Origin of the sequence: Anaerococcus sp. Marseille-Q7828 (genome assembly GCF_949769285.1) — a bacterium.
Classification (GTDB): domain Bacteria; phylum Bacillota; class Clostridia; order Tissierellales; family Peptoniphilaceae; genus Anaerococcus.
In genome coordinates this window covers 630309-651540 of record NZ_OX458331.1, presented here as the reverse complement: position 1 = coordinate 651540, position 21232 = coordinate 630309, and the positions used below count along the sequence as shown (strand labels likewise).

Genomic DNA, 21232 nt, shown 5'->3' with positions numbered 1-21232 from the left:
TATTATAACTTTTTTTAAATAAAAAGTAGCAGGATAATAAGAATATCCTACCACTCATGCTTTTACAAGTACTCTTCATTTGCATATGCTTCTTCAAGTATTTTTTTCTTTCTTAAATCAAGTTGTTCTTTGCTTACTCTACCTGTCTTTATATTAAATACTGAAAGTAATGATATTACTAGTAATATTACTAGCATTACAATCATTTCATTTGTTTTTAGATTTCTAAATAGTTGGAATCCTACAAAAGCGGCACACAAAGAAGCAAGTACGCATAAAAATTTCATAAATCCTGTATTCGTTCTCATTGATGATTTTTCCCATTGCTCAGGATTTTCATCAATTATTCTTATACACGCAAAGTTCATATAAGTGTTTAGTATCATTGCTGGTATCATTACCATAGATACTATAGCTCCAAGGTCTACATTAAAGAAAATTGGCAATAAGCTGATTACAAAATATAACATATATATTACATATGGATACTCTTCGTCATTAGTTTTGGTAAATACTGAAGGGAGCCAACCATCTCTGGCTATATTTAACATAGGGTATCTTTGACATGTTATCAGAGACATCATTGAAGTTAAAATTGCAAACACTGCTCCCCCAATAATGAATATTACAAATACAGGTCTACTAAAGATTTCATTTGCCACTATAGATAGGTTTTGTCCACCTACTTCAGATATAGGCAAAACTCCAGATGCAACAATTGACATTAATCCATAAACAACCGCTATTGCTAAAGCAACTAGTCCAATAGCTTTTGGAACTGTTTTTTTAGAATCTTTTGTAACAGCTTGTACAGCCACAGGTCCCATAGTTGTGCCTTGGCAAGCCCATCCCATAAGAACCATAGCTTGGATTAAACCAGATTTCCCATTTAAATAAAAATTAGGATCTGAAAAATATCCAGATTGAACCTTTGGAAGTCCTTTTATAATAAATATCAATATTGATAAAAGCAATACAAATGTCATCACACTATTGATATTTGATGCAAATTTTGAACCTTTGTAACTAAATGCAAATAGAATCACAACTATTAATACAGATGCAAGCTTGCTATATTCTCCCAAGACTGGAAATACAATAGATGCATAATCAACTGCAGCTAACGAATACATTGATACAGCTAACCCACTTATTACTGTAATATAAGCGCTTAGACCTGTGAAGAATGGATTCATAGCTATAGCTTTCTGTGCATAGTCTCCTCCTGGCAACATAAACATAGATGCTAGAAGAATATTGAAAAAATAGGCCAAAGTCATCACAACTATTCCTAGCAACACTGATATTATAATTGATTTACCAGTAGCCCCTATAGCAAGACCAAGCAAGACAAATATTCCTGATCCTATTGCACCACCAAATCCTAAATTAAATACATTTAACAAACCTAGGTTTCTTTCTTCATTTTTTACAACTTTTTGATTGCTTGTCGATTCAAATGTTACTTTTTCTTTCATATTTTCCCTCTTTAATTATTAAGTTGTTTTAGAAGTTTAATCAAAAAATGGTTCGTCATGTTTATTTTTTATTGAATCGACCATTCTTTCAAGACCCTCTTTTAAATAGTCTCTTGGACAAGCTATATTTATTCTTACCATCCTATTAGCGTTATCTACAAATGCTTTGTCCGCTTCTATGAGAACTCCTGCTTTTGTTGCAAAGAATAGTTCTACTTTTTCATTTTCTTCAAAGTAGTTTGAGAAGTCTACCCATGCTAGATATGTGGTTTCTGATGGTGTTATTATTATTTCAGGCAATTCTTCCTTTAAATAGGTATTAACTAATTCAAAGTTTCCATCTAAATATTCATTACATTCTTTAAGCCAATCAGATCCCTTTGTGTAAGCTGCTATTGTTCCTTCGTGGCTTAGTGGATTTACTAGGCCATCGCTATAAAATAGCCATTGTTTTCTCAATTTTTCATTTCTTATTATGATTGATGATTCAGATAGACCTGCAACGTTAAATGATTTGCTTGCTGCCATACATGTAATTAATTTATCATAATCTGGCATTACTTTTCCTAGAGGTATATGCTTTGAAGCATCTGCTCTTCTTAGGTCACAGTGAATTTCATCTGATATAACCCACATATCATGTTTTTTAATTAATTCAGTTATTTTTTCTAACTCTTCCTCACTCCATGATCTACCTGTTGGATTATGAGGATTGCAAAGTATGAACAAAGGTACGTCAGCTTGGGCCATCTTCTTATCCATATCTTCAAAATCTATTGTATATTTCCCATCTTTATCTTTTATCAAATCACTTGTTATGTACTCTTTTTGGTTTATTCGGCAAGCATTTGCAAATTGACCGTAAGCTGGTGTGTTGAATAGTACCTTTTCGTTATCTTTTACAATGTAACTAATCAGTCTAACTATTGCTGGCACTACACCCGCAGATAATACTAATTCTTCCCTTTTAAATTCAAAATCGTATCTCTCTTTGCACCAAGTATTCAGTGCATCATATAATCTTGAGTCTGAATTTACTGTGTAACCCAATATTTGTCTATCAAGCCTAGCTCTGATAGCATCCAGTATTTCTGGTGCACAAGCAAATTCCATGTCTGCTACCCATAAATGTATAAATTCATCATCTTTAAATGGTAATTCCATGGTATCGTCGGCATGAAAAATATAACTCTTGTAACCTATCAATTTTGCGGCATTTGTTCCTGATCTGTCAACTTTATTATCAAAATCGTATTTCATAAATCCCCCTTCTAATGCGCTTGTTAACATATTAAATAGTTAAGGTTCTAAACTGTCTCGTTCATATTATATATCTAAACAAAAAAAATAGCAATAAGAATATGAATTTTTTCGTATCTTCTGGCTATTTTTAAGTGTATGTTTATTCTATTTTGTATGATTCCATAGAATATCAGTATAGGCCTTGCACACCTTGTCAAAGGCAAGCAACTCTTCTACTGAAAATTCGTTTAAAAGTTTCTTTCTTGTTTTTAATATATCTATATTGTCATATTTTTTATGACTAAGAGCTAATTCATTTCCAAATTCACTTGTATAAAGATTAAAAATCTTACCATTTTCTTTAGAATTTTCCCTATAAACTAAATCTTGTTTCATCAACTTTCTAACTGTTTGTGATATGGCCGAAGTGGATCTATGCCATATTTCTGCAAGTTCTGTCACTGTGATACCTGGATTGTCAGCTATCTGTGTTAGAATGTGAACTTCAATCATGGTAAGATCTGGACCTATGCCATAATTTCTTCTTGTATTATAATAGTTTGAAAATGCTAGAACAAAATCATACATGGGATCCAAAAGCATGCTAAGCTTTTCATATTTCCTATCTGTTTCCTCTCTAGAATCATCAAAACTAGCCCAGTTGTCTAATATTTCTTCCTCATATATATCTCTTTTCATATAACACCTCAAAATTACCATACACCTAAATATTTAATATTAAAAGTTTAATTGTTAAGGCCATTAACAGTAATAAGTTAAATAAAAATCCTAGCTAAGATTAATTTATCCTAACTAGGCTCACTTTTTATCCCAAAGTATCTTTAATCTCACAACCCACTACAAGCTTACCATCCTTTACATAGCCTTCTGGTCTGTTTTTTAGTTCTTTGATTAGCTTATTTCGGTAGTCTTTTATTAAATCATCATTTGTAGAATCTTCCATAAGATCATTGAGCTCTTTTGGATCATTTTTCATATCAAAAAGTTGTTCTCTGCCACTTTGGCTGTACCAAATGTACTTGTAATTTTTATCAAGGATGTAGTGGTTTGATAGGTCTCCATAAGCGTGTTCGCCGTGAAGGTAGTCTCTCTGACTTTCTTTTGTGCCTTTGATTAAATCTTTTACTGATTTGCCTTCTACACTTTCTGGTATTTCTAGGTCGCAGAAGTCTAGTAAGCTTGGCATTATATCTCTTAGTTCTACTATTTCATCAAGATTGCTAGTCTCATTTTCTCCCAAGTTTTTACCTGGGTCATATACTATTAATGGTATGTGGATAGACCCTTGGTATGGGACAGATTTTCTTAGGAAATTGTGGTCACCTATCATATCTCCGTGGTCTGAACCAAAGATTATAATGGTATCTTCTAATAAATCGTACTCTCCAAGTTTCATTAAGAATCTTCCTACTTGGTGATCGATTTGTTCTACCAAGCCACTATAAGCTCGCCTAGCATTTTTGATTTTCTCTTCGCCTATATCTCCATAAATAGCATTTATATTGTAATTTTTGTCATTAAAGAAATCCCAATCACTATGGATTATAGGCAAAACTTCCTTGTCTTTGTATTTATCAAAATAATATGATGGTGGTGTTAGTGGTGAATGTGGTGCTACATAGGATATATTTAAGAAAAATGGCTTTTCTGGGTCACGTCTTCTTAAAAAATCTATAGCCTGACTCGTTACCCAATTGGTTGGATGAGCATATTCTGGCAAGCTAAAGGCACGGGCATTCCAAGAATTGCAGGATATACCCGAATCTATTAGGTCAGCCTCCATACCAAATTCATTTTTTAGCCAATATAGATAATCGTCAGTTTGCTCAAAATTTTCCCCATAAGCTCCACCTGCCTTGCGGCTATGGTGCAAGTATCCATCATGCAAGATAATATTGTTAAATCCACACAAACTTCTTGTTGGATATACGTGCATCTTGCCTACACATTGGGTGTGGTAACAATTTTGGGAAAAAACTTCTGCCAACATATTTTCATAATCCCATTTCACACCATCTTCATAGCCTACTCTCTTATGACTTTCTTGTGAAAGCCCAGTGTGAATAGCAGCTCTTGCAGATATACATGAGGATACCGCTGTGTAGGTGTTGGTAAAGTTGTATCCCTCACTTGCCATCATATTTAAATTTGGAGTGTCTATATATTCATTGCCGTTGATATTGATGAAATCATATCTCAATTGATCGGCTATGATATATACAATGTTCTTTTTCATATTATTTTGACCAAATATCTGTTGGGTATTCCCCATTTGCAAACATTACTTTGAAGGCTTCTTGGGCTGGCTCTAAGTCTTCTTTGTAGGTTATGCCTATCCACTTGTCATTGGTTGGAAGGATTGTGATTTCTGCCTTATTTTCTTTTATGAATTCACCTATCATTTCTGGCAAGACGTATTCTGCTTTATCTAGATTGTCTTTGTTTCTTTCTAGATATTTCTCAAAATATTCTTCGCATAGGTCGATAAATTCTGGGTAACTTGCCCACATATTCATTGAAACTAGACTTTCTAGGTTAAGTAAGTCAGAATCGAGATTTTCCTTGCTTGAAAGAGAGCCATCCTCTTCTAGTTTTATTTCGTGAGTTTCTAGGATTTTTACTAGTTTATTGTTCTCATCTCCTACAGAAACGCCACGTGTTACTGTTCCATTGTCTGATAGGGTGTTTTTTAGCTTGTAGCCTGCCATGGCGATTTGTAATTTGTCCTTGTCGGCATTTGCTGGATTTACTAGGAAGTCATGCAAGTCTTTGAAAACTTTCTTGCCATAATAATCGTCAGCGTTTATAACCAAGAATGGCTCATTTACAAATTCTCTAGTAGGAATTAAGGCTTGAACTGTGCCCCATGGCTTGGTTCTACCTTCTGGATTTTTGAATCCACCTGGAAGTTCTGGCCTTTGATAAGCATATTCAACTTCCATAATTTCAGAAATCCTATCGCAGATTATTTCCTTGAAGTCATCTTCTATTTCATCTCTTATGATAAATACAACCTTGTCAAAGCCAGCTTCTTTGGCATCAAATATAGAATAATCAATGATTGTATAGCCATTATTATCCATTTTTGCCAGTTGCTTGATGCCTGCGCCATATCTGCTGCCAATTCCTGCTGCTAATACTACTAATGTTGTCTTCATTTCTCCTCCGCTTCGTATCCATTTGGATTCATTTTTTGCCACTTCCATGCATCTTGGCACATTTGATCTATACCATTTGCTGCAACCCATCCTAGTACTTCCTTGGCCTTGGTCGCATCTGCATAAGACTTATCTATATCGCCCTCTCTTCTGGCCTCAATTTGGTATGGAATTTCTTTGCCACATGCTTTTTCAAAAGCGTGGAGAACATCTAAAACTGAGTAACCATTACCTGTAGCAAGATTGAAAATACTTACTCCGCCAAGCTCATCTATCTTGTCGACTGCCAGTACATGGCCCTTGGCCAAATCTACTACGTGGATATAGTCCCTGACTCCAGTCCCATCGTGGGTGTCATAGTCATCACCGTAAACATGTAAGTGTGGTAGCTTGCCAACCGCAACTTGGGAGATATATGGCAAAAGGTTGTTTGGAATTCCTTGTGGGTCTTCTCCAATAAGCCCAGATTTGTGAGCCCCTATAGGGTTAAAGTATCTTAGCAAAACTACTTTAAAGTCTGGATCTGCCGTATTTAGGTCAGTCATAATCTGTTCCATAAAGGACTTGGACCAACCGTATGGATTGGTGCAAGTGCCTTTTGGAAAATCTTCAGTAATTGGAGACGTCTCTGGATCGCCATAAACTGTAGCTGATGATGAGAAGATGATGTTTTTCACACCAACTTCTTCCATAGCTTCAAGTAGGCTTAGGGTTCCTGTTAGATTGTTGTGATAATATTTGAGTGGTTTTTTAACTGATTCGCCAACAGCTTTAAGGGCTGCAAAGTGGATTACCACATCAATTTTTTCTTTAGTCAAAACTTCTTTTAGAAATTCTGTATCTAGAATATCAGCCTCATAAAAAGTAAGTTTTTTGCCAGTAATCTCTTCCACCCTATCAAGAGCAATCTTTGATGAGTTTACAAGATTGTCATAAACAATAACATCATATCCACTTTCTAAAAGTTCTACAGCTGTGTGGCTACCAATATAGCCTGCCCCACCTGTCAATAATACTCGTGTCATTTTTATCCTTTCAGTCTAAATCAAAAAGTATATTTTCTTGGCTGGATGAGTCAAAGAAATTCATTTTTTCTGTATCCAGGTAAAGCTCTATTTTATCCCCCTTATGGACCTGGGTATCCATATTTAATGTTGCAAGCATTTGGTCAGCTCCAACGTTCATATATACAAATTGAGATGAACCAAGTAGTTCGATAAAAGTTACTTCACCGTGGATTATAGAATCGGTTTTCCTATAGGCATCGTAGATATGTTCTGGTCTAATACCAAGCATTAGTTCTTTGCCTATCCAATCTTTTTCTTTTAGTGCCTTACCCTTATCATCTGAGATTTTAAACTTGTAAGTTTTTGTATTTGCATAAAATCCATCAGTCTCTTCAGAAATTGTAGCTGATATTAGATTCATTTGTGGAGAACCTATAAAGCTTGCTACAAATAGGTTTTTTGGATGTTGGTAGACATTTGTTGGTGTATCAACTTGTTGTATTTTACCATCATTCATAATTACGATCCTATCAGCCATGGTCATAGCTTCTGTTTGGTCGTGGGTTACGTAGATGAAGGTTGTATCAAGTTGCTCGTGAAGTCTAGTAATTTCTGCCCTTGTTTGGACACGAAGTTTTGCATCAAGATTTGAAAGTGGCTCATCCATTAGGAAAACTTGTGGGTCACGGACAATAGCACGTCCTAGGGCAACCCTTTGTCTTTGTCCACCTGAAAGGGCTGCTGGTTTTCTATCAAGATATGGCTCGAGTCCTAGGACCGCTGCTACTTGATCTACCTTTTGGTCTATGTGGTCTTTTGGAACTTTTGCAATTTTTAGAGCGTAGGACATATTTTCCCTAACTGTCATTTGTGGATAAAGAGCATAGTTTTGAAAAACCATGGCAATGTCCCTATCTTTTGGCTCTACATCATTTACTAGCTTATCTCCGATGTAAAGTTCTCCCTTTGATATCTCTTCAAGTCCTGCCACCATTCTAAGGGTTGTTGATTTGCCACAACCAGATGGACCAACAAAGACAATAAATTCTTCATCTTTGATTTCAAGATTGAAATCCTCAACAGCTGTGACATTACCGTCATATATTTTATAAATATTTTTAAAAGTTAATCCTGCCATCATTGCTCCTTATTTATGCTTCTTGTTGTATATATAAAGTACTAAGAGTAACAAGAAAAGGGATATGAATTGTAGGCCCAAGGCCGGATACCCTGTTCTCGCGTGTCCTTTAAATTGCAAGATTATCCCTAGTACAAATATGGCAAAAAGCATTAGGTTGTTTATTTTCTCTTTTTTATAATAATCCATACTTACTCCTCAATCCAAATAAGTTTACCAGCTTTTATGCTTATTTCATTTGCATTGCCATCTTTATCGTAAACTTTTGAACTTACATCTTCAAGTGAATTATTGATTACACAATATTTGCCAAGACTTTCAAATGCCGCTACTTCAAGGCGACAATCATCTGCATAGTATTTCTTAAGTGTATCTTCCTTGTGACTTACAAAGTGTATGGCTCTTTTTAGTATTCTTGTGTTTTGGAAAGAATAAGGAAGTCCTGTTATATAAAAAGCACGTCCCTTGCCAAAATCATTTGCTGCCATGTAAACTTCATGGTTATCAAAGGCTAGAATATCCGTATCTTCGCTGATTGCATAAACATTTGGCTTGATTTCGCCAAGTTCTAGGTCAGATTTTACATCTTCAGTTATAAAATGATTTTCTGTAATATCTGTGAAATATTTTTTGTGGCCTTGGGAGAATCCCTTTTCAACATCTACACCTAGGATGTCTGCAAGTTGAAAGAATCTTCCGTTTGCTACAATTGCTGAAGGTTCACCAACTCCTATAAATCCTCCGCCATTGTAGACAAATTCTCTAATATTTGCCACCACTTGTGGATCTAAGAAGTTTTTCCCGCCAGAAAATGCTGTGTAAGCATCCCCCGCATTTATTATTACATCGATATCTGAATCGATTCCATCTTTTACATCTTCAAAAGAAATAAATTCAACATCCATATCCATACCAGATAGGGATTCTAAAATACCCATGTATGAATATGATAGTTTTGACCAAAGACCGTGAGCTACTATATAGGCACCCCAAGTTCTAAGTGATCCCCAAGAGTTAAGGATAGCAACTTTTGCTGATGAATATGGTTTACTTTGGCTTACTATGTCGTAGAGTTCACGGTATTCATTTACCAATTCTTCCATGTAGTCAATAAAATCTGGGAATTTATAGGCTAAGGATAGATATCCACCATAGCCAATCCTATCAAGTGGCTTTCTAATCAAAGCTCGTCTTGCCTTTGTCCAGTTATCAACTGCTTCAATAGTTGGGTCATTTCCTTCATAGAAGGTATCTGGGAAAAAGTATGGTAAAAATCTTCCCTCAGTCATTGGAGTGTCAATATTTGATATTAGTCTAAGTGTTAGGCCATCTCCTACTGAGCCAACTACTCCATCAAGCCCTATATCCTTAAAGTATTTACCGTAGGGTTCTGTTCCAATCCAGTTGTCCCCCAAAAACATTATTGCTTTTTTGCAATGGGCATGAACTAAATCCACCAATTCTTTTGCTCTTTGACTTACAAATTTTTGTTGAAATTCCATGTAGTCTAAGAATTCTTTAGATGGTATTCTAAATGTTGAGTTGTAATATCCTTCATCAACAAAAACTTCTGGGCGTAATCTGTAGCCATATTCTTTTTCAAATTCTTCTATAGCCTTTGGACTAACTGTGTTTGAATAGCCAAACCAGTCAACATATTTTTCCTTGGCCTTGTCATTAAAGACTAAAGTAAAGTGGTAAAAAAATGTTGTAAACCTTACTACATCTGTCTTTGGATTTTCTTCTAACCATTTTTCCAGACTATCTTTCATATAGGTAAAAGTATTGTTATACCTAGCATCAACCGGGATATGATGTGCAACTGAATCTCCCCAATCATTGGTAATATGGTTATACATTTGAGTTGGATCCCAGATTCCTAGGGCCAAAAATGATACAGAATACACATTAAACGGATCTGTCTTTATCTTTACAGATTTACTTTCACTATCATATTCCCATTTGTCGCTTTCAACAACTTGACCTGTCGTCCTATTTATAACTTCCCACCATTTTTTTGGGTCATGGCTTGTGTCTAGGTCAATTTGTTCCTCATAATAACCATCTAGCAGGTCAATTGTGGTTTCTCTTTCTGTTGCTGTTATAAACTTACTTGTTAGATAAAATCTCGTAACTTCATCTAAGTGGGCATTTGCAAATTCATTTAAGTCACGGGCTACAAAATATGTTGTATAAATTTCTGCATCTAAGTCTTTAATTTCGTCTGGTAATTTGGTACCATCCGAATCTCTCAATGCATCCGCACCAAGTCTTTGTAGAAGTTCATTAGTTTCATAAAAGAAATTTTCTTCACTAGGAAGGGTCAAGCGCCCCTTTGTCTTTTTTTCATTACTCATCCCTTATCTCCTCCTACCATCATTCCTTCGGTAAGTTGTTTTTGAACTAAAATATAAATAATTAGCGTTGGAATCATTACAATTACGAGCCCTGCATAGAGTCTGCCATAATTTGCCGCCCCACGGGCTGCTTGTTGAAGATTTATAAGTCCTACCGGCAAGGTTCTCTTATTTGGATCTGTCATAAGTGTAAGTGCAAGTATATACTCATTCCAAAAACTTAAAAAGTTAAATAAAATCACAGTAATCACAGCAGGTTTGGCCATAGGAATCATAATATCAACCATAGTTCTATAGTATCCTGCCCCATCGATATAGGCTGCTTCTTCGTATGATTTGCTAATAGAGCTAAAGAAATTTGATAGGAGATATACTGTAAATGGAATGGCGTTTGCCGCATAAATCAAAGCAAGTATAAACCTATTATTTAGGAAAAATCCACTCGGCAAAAAGTTACCGGATAGATTCATATTCCAAGATCTCAACAGCAAGAATATTGGTATAACAATATAAGATAGGTTTACAAATAGTCCTGCTTTCATAAGTATAGTTAAAAACTTTTTACCCTTAAAATTCATCCTAGCCAAAATATATGCACATGGAGTTGCAATAACTAGTAGTAGTATTAATGCTAGACCAGTTACAACAACAGAGTTTAGAAAGTATTCTCCCATGTTGGCAGCTTGCCAAGCGTCTTTAAAGTTTTCTAGATAAACTCCCTTTGGCAAAGCCCAAGGATTGCCATAAAATTCTGGATTTGATTTTATACTTGCCATAAAAACCCAAACAACTGGGATTATAATTGATAAAGCTAGTAGTATTAGGCAAAGGTAGATAAATACCCTAAATAATTTTGATTGTTCGCGCATTTTATCCTCCTAGTACTGCATAATATCTCTTTTTGTAATACGGCTTATCAAAGCTGTAAGCAAAAATGAGAAAAGGAATACTACTACACCGATAGCAAGTCCATATCCATAGGCCGAGTTAGTATAAGCTTGTTCAAATTGATAGTTTAGTAAGGTTAGACTAGCACCATTCGGTCCTCCACCAGTTAGGGCTTTAATGATTTGAAAAGCGATATTTATATTAGAAATTACATAAAAAGTAAGAGTAGTTCTAACTGTTTCCCAGCTTAGGGGTAAAGTTATATCAAAAAATTGTTTGATTCGACCTGCCCCATCTATTTTGGCAGCTTCGTATAAGTGTTCTGGAATCTGGCTCATAGTTGACATATACATCACCATATAGTAACCGATAGCTTGCCAAATCATAGCCCCTGCTATGGAATAAACTACATATAGCCTATCTCCCAAAAATGGAGTATTGGTGTGATTTCCACTTTTTATTAATTGCATAAATCCATTTATAAGCCCTTGATCCATGCCATAAATAGCAGCAAAAATAGATGCTACAACTGCTATGGATAAAATATTTGGTATATAAAATATAACTCTAAAAAAGTTTTGCCCCTTAAACTTTTCTCTAGATAATATAGATGCAAAAAGTATAGCCATAAACATAGTTACTATTGTAACTATAACTATGAGAAAAATTGTGTTTTGAAAAGATCTAATAAAATTTGGATCTTTAAATAAAATTTTAAAGTTATTTAATCCGACAAATTCTTTTTTCCCAGAAAGTCCACCAGTCTTATATAAACTCTCCTTAAAAACATTTAGAGTTGGATATACTATAAAGACTATATACAAGAGGAAAGCTGGTATAAGACCTAAAGTTATGAACTTTCTCTTTTGTTTGCTATTTTTCATAATAACTCCTAAGGCATAAAAAGGGCAGCTAACGCCACCCTCTATTTTTTCTTATATTATTCAAAAATTACTTGCTAGCTTCGATAGCATCAGATATTCTTTGGATGGCATCTACTACGCTGTTTTGCCATTCTTCAACAGTCATATCACCATTTGCTACTGAGTCAACTGAGTTTAGGAAGATTGTTTTTAGGTCAACACCTTCAACTGCTGGAGCAGCTGCCCATCCACCTACTGCTGGTTTTGCACCGTCATCATAAATTGAATAGAATAATTTTTGATTTTCATTTGTAATTAATTCTTCAACTCCATCTATTGGTTGAACTGCACCACCATTTTCGATAAATGCTTTTGTTGCTTCATCAGAATATAGGTAAGCTAGGAATTCTTTTGCAAGTTCTGGTTCTTTGGCATCTTTTGATACAAAAATTTGCTCAATCCATGAGAATGCATATCTATCAGATCCATCTAATGATGGTAGTGGCATAAAGCCCCATTCAAATCCGTCTGCTACACCTTCTGCATCTTCCATCTCTTCAACTACCCATGTTCCATTTGGCATAAATAATGATTCATTTTTCATTACTGAAAGTTGGTTTTGAGTAAATCCTTCTTTGTTAGCTTGAGCTACTGTGTTTGGATTTAGATTGTCTTTATCTACAATTTTACCCACTGTTTCAAATAATGGTGTTGCCTCGTTTTTCCAAGCTTCAACATCATAATTTGTTAATTTGTCAAATAATTCTTGACCTCCGATTTCATACATTAAGGCAAAGGTAAATGTGTCAAGATAGCCTGAAATTGGGTAAGTAAAAAGGCTTGTTCCATCTTCTTTTGCTTTTTCTCCTAAAGCTAAGAAATCTTCCATTGTTTCAGGAAGTTCATATTCTCCGCCACCTTCTGTAAATAGAGCTTTGTTATACCAAAGTCCAGTTGGAGCATAGAATATTGGAGCAAGATACATTTTGTCATCACCATTTGGATTTGTAATAGAGTTGTTTACAAAACCTTCACCAATTTTATCTTTAACAGCAAGGTCTTCCCCAGGAATAGTCTTATCCAATAAATCTGTAATTTCCATTACCATGTCTTCTTTAAGCATAGTTTCTGTTAAAGCTGTTTGTTGGCCAAGTGAGTTATAAATTACGTCAGGAGCGTTACCTGCTTGGATTTCTGGTCTGATTGTATCGTAGATGTTTTTCTCAAATCTATATTCTACTTTTGCACCAGTCATCTCTTCAAAGTTAGCTATAACTTTTTCCCAACCAGCTGTACCATAACCTCCGTCAAGACCAGCAAGTGTCAAGGTTTTGCCTGCAAAATCTTTATCTCCTGTAGCCTCTTCGCTTGTATCTTCAGATCTTTCTTCATCTGTAGCTTCTTGATCTTCTTTAGCATCATCAGTAGTTTCTGTAGCTGCTTGATCTTCAGTTTTTGTATCTTCTGGCTTTGTATCTGTGGAATTATTTCCACAAGCCGCAAATGTAAATGCTGCTATTACAGCAAGCAGTGTCATCTTAATATTTTTCATACCTTCCTCCTTAATATAGTATGTCGTAAGCTTATTATAGAAAACAACCAGTCTTTTGTCAATTAATAAGTGAAACCTTTTCACATTCTGAAAGTGGTATTCTTTTGCTGATTTCAAAGATTCTATGTCCATTAAGGGTCATTTGTTAAATTAAGAGATAACATTTTCTCCAAAACTTTCCCCTATAACTAGCTATTTACCAAAGTTTGGGTATAAAATAAGTAGTTATGAAGGAGGCTATGATGAGATTAGATTTTACTAATGTTGACTTAAAAGATATCAACAATTATGAAGAAAAAGCCATGGATGCCTTTAAGACTCTTATGGATGGATCAGGTGAAGGTAATGACTTTTTGGGTTGGATTGATAGACCAATCAATTATGACAAGGAAGAGTTTGAGAGGATAAAAAAAGCTGCGGCAAAGATTCAAAATGACAGCGAAGTTTTGGTTTCTGTAGGAATTGGTGGTTCCTACCTAGGTATCAAAGCTACAGAATTTGCCTTAGATAAGTATTTTAACTCTGATAGAAAAGTTAAAATTGTTTACGCTGGAAACAATATTTCTGGTGAATACATGGCTGATTTGCTTGATTATCTCAAAGATAAGGACTTTTCAGTAAATGTTATTTCAAAGTCAGGTACAACAACAGAACCTGCTATTGCTTTTAGGTTCTTGAAAGAAGCCCTTGAGGAAAAATATGGCAAAGAAGAAGCTAAGGGCAGAATTTATGCTACAACTGATAAGGAAAAGGGAGCTTTGAAAGACTTGGCAAGTTCTGAAGGCTACGAAACTTTTGTAGTTCCAGATGATATAGGCGGTCGTTTTTCTGTAATATCAGCAGTAGGATTATTGCCACTTGCAGCTTGTGGCATAGATATAGATGACTTTATGGCTGGCTTTGCTGAAGGCAGAGACCTTTACACAAAAGAAAATTTTGAAAATGAAGCTATCAAGTATGCAGCTGTTAGAAATATGCTTTATAAAGATGGCAAAGATATAGAAGTTTTGGTAAATTACGAACCAAAATTACAATATATTGCAGAATGGTGGAAGCAACTATTTGCTGAAAGTGAAGGAAAAGACGGAAACGGAATCTTCCCAGTATCTGTAAATAACTCGACAGACCTCCACTCACTTGGACAAATGATACAAGATGGTAGGAGAAACCTATTTGAAACAGTAATAGAAATTGAAAACGCAAAAAAAGATATAGAAATCAAAGAAACATTAGACAACCTAGATGGACTAAACTTCCTAGCTGGCAAAACAATGAATTATGTCAACAAACAAGCCATGGAAGGTACAACAATTGCCCATGTAGGTGGAAATGTGCCAAATATTCGTATAATCCTAGATGAAGTTAGCGCCAAATCCATAGGAAAGCTATATTATTTCTTTGAAATAGCTGTTGGTGTTTCAGGCTATATGCTTGGAGTTAATCCATTTAACCAACCAGGAGTAGAAGAATATAAGGCACAAATGTTTAAATTACTTGGCAAACCAGGATATTAAAATATAATTAGTAAGAGTGCACTAAAAAGAGCCTGGCGTTACGGCTCTTTTTTTCACTTAGTATTGAATAATTAATAAGAGGTGGATAATGAAAAAAATTTCTCTAATTGGCTTAGGAAATGTAGGGGCTACAGTTGCCTATACTTTGATAGAAAGACAACTTTGCGATACTCTTGCCCTATTTGACAAAAAAGAAGGACTCGCTCAAGCAGAAGTAAACGACCTATCTGATGGCATGGTCAAACGTGATGGTAATGTAAATTTAATAGCAGGAAAAACATCCGATCTAGATGATAGTGATATTATAATTTTTGCACCTGGTGATATTAGTATCTTGCAAAAACATTCTGACCGCTTAGAAGAGTTCAAATATACCAAAACTTGCGTAGAAGAATGGGCTCCAATAATTAAAAAATCAAAATTTGATGGAATTTTAGTATCTATTACAAATCCTTGTGATGTAATAGCAGAATATATGCAAAAACTAACCGAGATCCCTCGCGAGAGAGTCATAGGAACAGGAACAATCCTTGATACAGCAAGGATGAAAAATGCTGTAGCAAAATTTGTGGACCTAGACCCAAATTCTATAGACGGTTATGTCATAGGCGAACATGGAAACAGCCAATTTGTAGCTTGGTCAAATGTTTATATAGCAAATGAACCAATAACAAATCTTTTGGACCAAAAGACTATCGAAGATATAGAAGAATCAACAAGAATGAAAGCTTTTGAGACAATCAAGGCTAAGGGATACACATCTTACGGTATAGCAAATGCTACAGCAATAGTAGTAGAGACAATATTTAAAGATGCCAAAACAATACTTGCAGTTTCTTCATATTCACCAGTTGATGGTTGCTACATAGGCCACCCTGCCGTAGTAGGAAGAAATGGAGTAATCCGCGATTTCCACCTAAAACTAAATGAAAAAGAAAAAGCTAAATGGGAACATTCAGTAAAAACAATAAAAGAAACGGCTCCAATAAAATAAGGGCCCTTGCACTAGCAAAAGCCCTGATAATAGAATCCCAAAGTGGATTCTTTTTTTATGCTATTTTTCCCTTTTTTCTTAGTCTATTTGAGTTGATGATAGCTGCTGATGCATCACCTGTGATGTTTAGTACATCTTGTACTTTATGTTATCCTTATATTCTTCATACAGTTTTCTATTAAGTTCATCCCCTCCATCAAGGTTAGCACTATAGAATATTGGTATATTAGTAAATCCTTCCTCTGTAAGTTCAATTATAGATTGAGTTATAATTTCTTGCGCTAGATATATCGAAATTATAGAACTCGTGGGTGTCACTTTGCTTTTTAAAGATTTAATGTATACCGATGCATCACCTATATCTCCATGATTATCTAGCACCACATCTGCTATTTCATATAGCTTCTTTCCTGAGCTATGTCTAGATGTTACAGACTTGCTGTATTCAAGATTGGTTATGCATACCACTGTTGCATTATTTTTCTTTGCTTCCATTGCAACTTCTATAGTTTGGGGATTTCTGCCCGATACAGAATGAATAAGTAATAAATCGCCTTCAGAAAAATTAACTTCTTTCCCAATTATCTCGCCATAACCTTCTAATCTCTCCATTTTTGATGTTCTTGTAATGGGAGTGGTATCGAGCATTGTTTCCTTAGGAAAAATTGGATTTATAGTCATTAACCCGCCTGCTCTATAGTATAGTTCTTGAGTTAGGATACCAGCATGAGATGATCCGAAAACATATATATTTTTCTTTTTTAATATAGCCTGCTTTAAAAGGTCAACAGACTTTTCCATACCTTTAATTTCTTCATTTTGTACTGTTTTTATTATAGATGAAATTCTATCATAATATTTAAAATTCATTAAATCTCCTAACTAAATATTGATAAAATCAATTTTGCCAAGCTACCAAATATAGAAAAGTCGTTCCCACCGAAAATTAACATCCAGTTAGAAATAGTATTTGAGTAAAGATCAGCTGAGATACCCAAAACAAAAATCATAACTATTGAAGATACCGCTGTTCCTATAATGCATCCTTTCATACCACCTTGACCTTCTGCAATAACAGCAGCGGCACCGCATTCAAAGAAACACGTAATTACTAAAGGTAGTAAGAATGTGTGAAATATTCCTAATTTATTTACTACTATTAAGGTAACAGTAGATACAACCATTGAAGTTATGAATCCTATAATTACAGCATTAGGTTTATAGTTAAATATTACTGGACAATCAAAAGCTGGTATTGCGTTTGGTACAATCTTTTCTGAGATACCCTGAAATGCTGGTACGATTTGATTAATTAGCATTCTAACACCTTGCAACATTATCAATAAACCTGCTCCAAACTTCAAACCTTGATTTAAAGATTCGAAAATTAGATTATTTTCAGTTAGAGATGGTATAATTAATCCAATAATAATCCAAATAAGCATCATAACAATACCACCAGTTATTGGAACTTCTCTAAAAAATGATAAATTTTTCGGAAAGTCTATGTCTTCAGTGGATTTGCTCTTATCTCCTACAGCTCTTGCTATAGATCCAGCTATTAATGACAATACTCCTGTAGGATGCCCTAATGTGAAAGATTCGTCACCTGTTACATCAAATACATATTTTCTTAAAACCCAAGGCATTATAGACCAATACAATGCTGATAATATTGCTGCAGAAGCAATTAGAGCTGTTCCTTTTAAGCCTGCTTCGACCCCCGCTGCCACAAATATAAATGGAAACCACCAAATCATATGTCCAGTTAAAAATATTGTTTTAATAGGTGTGAATTTTGCAATTAGAAGATGGATAACTAATCCAATAAACATTGCTAATCCTACTTCTCCCCCAAAATTAGCAGTGAAGGTAATATCATTTAATCCTTCCCCTACGCTACCATTAATTGCCTGTGAGAAAGCTTCATTTATCGGAGAAATAGTTCCTACTAACATACCTACGCCAGTATCTAGTATTATCATCCCAAAAGCAGCCATTAAACTCCCTTTGATAATATCTGATGCTGATTTTTTTTGTAATAATAGTCCTATTAATGCGATAAGACCAAGTAACACAGGTGGATTTCTCAAAATGTTTTGTGTTATAAAATTCATAATTACTCCTTGTCAATAAATTCTTTTATCTTAGACTCTACTTCGTTAACATCCATGTATTTCATTATTGGGATAACAGGTACATTTACTGATGATTTTAATTCATTAGCAAGTTCATTACTAGTCAAGATTAAATCTGCATCACTGCCTCTTGCTCCTGATAAGTCTGTATTTTCTACATCACCTTCAACATCTAAATTTCTTAAAGCTTTTTCAGCACTCATTTTTAAAATCATGCTTGAGCCTACTCCAAATCCGCAAACTGCCAATACTTTCATTTTATGCTCCTTTTTTTATTAATTCGTTAATTTCTTCTAAACTTCCATTTATAAAAATATCTTTTTTCTCTTCATCCATCAACAATTCTGATAGTTCCGCTAATGATTGCATATGACTATCTCTATCTTCTGGGGCTAGTACAATAAAAAGTTTTACTGGATTGCCTAGTAAATCAACTGGTTCTTTGATCGATAACAAACTCATTGATTGTTTATTTACATTCTCTTCTGAAATAGCATGTGGTATTGCTATGTAATCATCTATTACTATATATGGGCCATACTTATTTATACTAGAAATCATATCATTTACATATTCACTTTTTACTGACTCGTCATCTATTAGTGGCTTAGTAGCAATTTCTATAGCTGTTTCCCAATCATTAACCTTGTCAACTTTACTCATTCTTTCTAAAAATAAAATATCAGATAGCATCATTCCTCCTTTATCAAAATTTATCTACATATTTATAAATAATATTTGCTGCTTCTTCAGGTTTATTAGCCAATAGTAATTCTTTCTTAAATTTATTATCATTAAACAGATTGGATAATTCAAAAAGAGCTCTTAAATGGTCACTCTGATTTAAGGTAGCAAAGAAAATAACAAAATTTATAAATTCTCCAGAGTTTACACCAAATTCAATTGGATTTTTTATAATTAACAAAGAAAATCCAGTTTTTTTTACATTATTTGATATATTTGAGTGTGGCAAAGCTACTCCTTCTGTAATTATTACATAAGGCCCATTTCTTTTTATATTGTCTATAGATTCATCTATATATTTATAATTTATATAACCTTTATCTTTTAAAATAGAACCTGCTTCTTTAATAGCTTTTTCCCAATTTGGTTCGTAATTTTTAATTTTTATAAATTCTTTATTTAAAAATTCTGTAATACTTAATCCGTATCCTTCTGAATACGTTGTTGGAAAAGCATTGTCTTTAAAGTCTTCTTTGCTTTTTTTATCCATCTTTCGTATAATCAAATGATCCAAGAAATTATTAATATTAGAAATATTTTCGCTAGAAAATCCAATATTTAGATCTATCTGTATTGTTTTTTCTAACTCAATACTTACAGTTGAAAATATAACATCAATATCAGATAAATCAATCAAACTAACCTCATGACTACTAATAATTTTATCTACATGAATTCCAAAACTATTTTCAATTCGAACCTTTAGAAATTTTTCTGTTCCCAATCCTAAATCAGTTAACAAAGCCGCTCTCATTTTCTTTAGTTCATTTAATCTCATAATCTCGTAAGAAGTTAAAAAATATATAGAAATATAATTAATATCATAATCATCAAATATTTTATTGTAATAAGATTCCAAGATAGTTATGTTATTTATGACAGCCTTTATGATATCATCACTAATGGACCTAGGAAATCCTTCTATCATTAATTTATCGTAATGTGTTATAGTAACTTCATTTCTTTGAAGATGCATAGATAAATTACTAAAAAGATCAAAGTCTTCTTGAAAAGGAATATTGAGTTCATTAGAAATTCTTTCTATAAATTTTCTAGCTATTACTTGAGTATTCGGTGACTTAAAACTATCAACAATTCTAAATCTATATTCTAAGCTCTCTACAAAATTATTAATATAAAATTTTTCGCTATTTGGGAGTATTATTTTTGTTGTATTCTCAATGATTTTAATTACATGTTCACTTAGTTCAGAGACACTAGATTTTTCATAATATTTAATAAATTTGTTTAATATAATTCTTGTTGAAAATAACGTTAGAAAATTGACAAGTTTAAAATAAGATTTTTTTGAAAATTCTAATCTATACTTATTTTCTAAAGTATTAATTTTTTCCGTAATTTTGGTATGAATATCTTTTAAAATATCATTTTCTAAAATTTCTATTTTGAATTTTCCATTATAAATTATTTGATATAGGTAATTATTATTATCTAAGAAATCTAAAATATATGATCTTAATATTTCCTCATCCGAATTTAATATTAGCCCCTTTCCCACATTTATTTCAACATTTAAATTGTTATACATAGTATAATCAATTAATTTTTCTTGATCAGATATTAAGGTGGTTCTAGATATCTGTAAAATATCTGAAATTTCTTGATAAGTTAAATACTTTGTACTTAAAATCAACAGTAATGTTGTACATTTAACTCTCTCATATACATTTAATCTATAAAAACTAACATCTAAATTTTTAATTATTATTTCATACAAATTATGATTATTAATACTAACTAAGCCATTGTAAATTGAAATATAGTAAGTTGGTTCAATTCTATTAATAATTATATTTAATCTATCTACAGTCATTCTAATTGACCTAGAACTTACACTAAATATATCAGATAGAATGTCTATATGCTGATTATCTTCTGATTCACAAATATATTTAAGAAATATTAAATCTTTATAATTTATTTAATCACCTCCTATAAACATTATAAAACGTTTGCAATCTTTATTCTAGAACAATATGCTTCATTACATGAAGCCATTTATACTTACTTATATTTCAATAGATATTTTTATAAAAATTTATCTAAATGAATACAATAGAATACAAAAAATAAAGTATGTTTACATTATTTTGATAATGAACATACTTTATTTTTTA

At 33.4% G+C, this 21232-nt stretch carries 18 protein-coding genes; 2 read left to right on the top strand and 16 right to left on the bottom strand.

What is annotated here, in order from left to right:
• Positions 1 to 62: 62 nt before the first annotated feature.
• From QNH69_RS03095 to QNH69_RS03045, 11 genes are all read right to left on the bottom strand, one after another.
• Positions 63 to 1478, bottom strand: coding sequence for an APC family permease (locus QNH69_RS03095; RefSeq protein WP_282929148.1), 1416 nt, complete (start codon positions 1476 to 1478; stop codon positions 63 to 65).
• Positions 1479 to 1514: 36 nt separating this feature from the next.
• Complete coding sequence (locus QNH69_RS03090) at positions 1515 to 2738, bottom strand: aminotransferase class I/II-fold pyridoxal phosphate-dependent enzyme (RefSeq protein ID WP_282929147.1); 1224 nt, start codon at positions 2736 to 2738, stop codon at positions 1515 to 1517.
• A 147-nt stretch (positions 2739 to 2885) separates the two neighbouring features.
• A complete protein-coding gene (locus QNH69_RS03085; protein ID WP_282929146.1) occupies positions 2886 to 3419 on the bottom strand; it encodes a MarR family transcriptional regulator in 534 nt (177 codons plus the stop codon).
• 127 nt (positions 3420 to 3546) lie between these two features.
• Entirely contained in the window at positions 3547 to 4977 is a 1431-nt protein-coding gene (locus QNH69_RS03080) for an arylsulfatase (protein WP_282929145.1), read from the bottom strand.
• 1 nt (position 4978) lies between these two features.
• Entirely contained in the window at positions 4979 to 5899 is a 921-nt protein-coding gene (locus QNH69_RS03075) for a sugar phosphate nucleotidyltransferase (protein ID WP_282929144.1), read from the bottom strand.
• Entirely contained in the window at positions 5896 to 6924 is a 1029-nt protein-coding gene (gene galE / locus QNH69_RS03070; protein ID WP_282929143.1) for a UDP-glucose 4-epimerase GalE, read from the bottom strand. The genes QNH69_RS03075 and galE overlap by 4 nt, the downstream gene beginning before the upstream one ends.
• A gap of 10 nt (positions 6925 to 6934) precedes the next feature.
• Positions 6935 to 8044 carry a sn-glycerol-3-phosphate ABC transporter ATP-binding protein UgpC gene (gene ugpC, locus QNH69_RS03065; RefSeq protein ID WP_282929142.1) on the bottom strand — a complete coding sequence of 370 codons (1110 nt, stop codon included), beginning with the start codon at positions 8042 to 8044 and terminating at the stop codon, positions 6935 to 6937.
• A gap of 191 nt (positions 8045 to 8235) precedes the next feature.
• Positions 8236 to 10401 (bottom strand): 1,3-beta-galactosyl-N-acetylhexosamine phosphorylase, encoded by a 2166-nt coding sequence (gnpA, locus tag QNH69_RS03060; protein ID WP_282929141.1) that lies wholly within the window; start codon positions 10399 to 10401, stop codon positions 8236 to 8238.
• Complete coding sequence (locus tag QNH69_RS03055) at positions 10398 to 11270, bottom strand: carbohydrate ABC transporter permease (RefSeq protein WP_282929140.1); 873 nt, start codon at positions 11268 to 11270, stop codon at positions 10398 to 10400. Before QNH69_RS03055 ends, gnpA begins: the two co-directional genes overlap by 4 nt.
• Before the next feature lie 9 nt (positions 11271 to 11279).
• Positions 11280 to 12173 (bottom strand): sugar ABC transporter permease, encoded by an 894-nt coding sequence (locus QNH69_RS03050; RefSeq protein WP_282929139.1) that lies wholly within the window; start codon positions 12171 to 12173, stop codon positions 11280 to 11282.
• Between the two features lie 67 nt (positions 12174 to 12240).
• A complete protein-coding gene (locus QNH69_RS03045; protein ID WP_282929138.1) occupies positions 12241 to 13704 on the bottom strand; it encodes a carbohydrate ABC transporter substrate-binding protein in 1464 nt (487 codons plus the stop codon).
• A 242-nt stretch (positions 13705 to 13946) separates the two neighbouring features.
• Here QNH69_RS03045 and QNH69_RS03040 point away from each other — a divergent pair, with 242 nt between their 5' ends.
• On the top strand, positions 13947 to 15218 hold the full coding sequence (locus QNH69_RS03040) for a glucose-6-phosphate isomerase (protein WP_282929137.1): 1272 nt from the start codon (positions 13947 to 13949) through the stop codon (positions 15216 to 15218).
• Positions 15219 to 15306: 88 nt separating this feature from the next.
• Entirely contained in the window at positions 15307 to 16212 is a 906-nt protein-coding gene (locus tag QNH69_RS03035; protein ID WP_282929136.1) for an L-lactate dehydrogenase, read from the top strand.
• Positions 16213 to 16338: 126 nt separating this feature from the next.
• On the opposite strand, the gene QNH69_RS03030 is transcribed toward QNH69_RS03035, so the two are convergent.
• From QNH69_RS03030 to QNH69_RS03010, 5 genes are read right to left on the bottom strand one after another with little or no spacing between them, the layout of a single operon-like run.
• The gene (locus QNH69_RS03030) at positions 16339 to 17082 is read right to left on the bottom strand and encodes an SIS domain-containing protein (protein WP_282929135.1); all 744 of its coding nucleotides are present in this window, start codon (positions 17080 to 17082) and stop codon (positions 16339 to 16341) included.
• An 8-nt stretch (positions 17083 to 17090) separates the two neighbouring features.
• A complete protein-coding gene (locus QNH69_RS03025) occupies positions 17091 to 18329 on the bottom strand; it encodes a PTS ascorbate transporter subunit IIC (protein ID WP_282929134.1) in 1239 nt (412 codons plus the stop codon).
• A 2-nt stretch (positions 18330 to 18331) separates the two neighbouring features.
• The gene (locus tag QNH69_RS03020; RefSeq protein WP_282929133.1) at positions 18332 to 18607 is read right to left on the bottom strand and encodes a PTS sugar transporter subunit IIB; all 276 of its coding nucleotides are present in this window, start codon (positions 18605 to 18607) and stop codon (positions 18332 to 18334) included.
• 1 nt (position 18608) lies between these two features.
• Positions 18609 to 19043, bottom strand: coding sequence for a PTS sugar transporter subunit IIA (locus QNH69_RS03015; protein WP_282929132.1), 435 nt, complete (start codon positions 19041 to 19043; stop codon positions 18609 to 18611).
• Positions 19044 to 19056: 13 nt separating this feature from the next.
• Complete coding sequence (locus QNH69_RS03010; RefSeq protein WP_282929131.1) at positions 19057 to 20928, bottom strand: PTS sugar transporter subunit IIA; 1872 nt, start codon at positions 20926 to 20928, stop codon at positions 19057 to 19059.
• Positions 20929 to 21232: the final 304 nt, after the last annotated feature.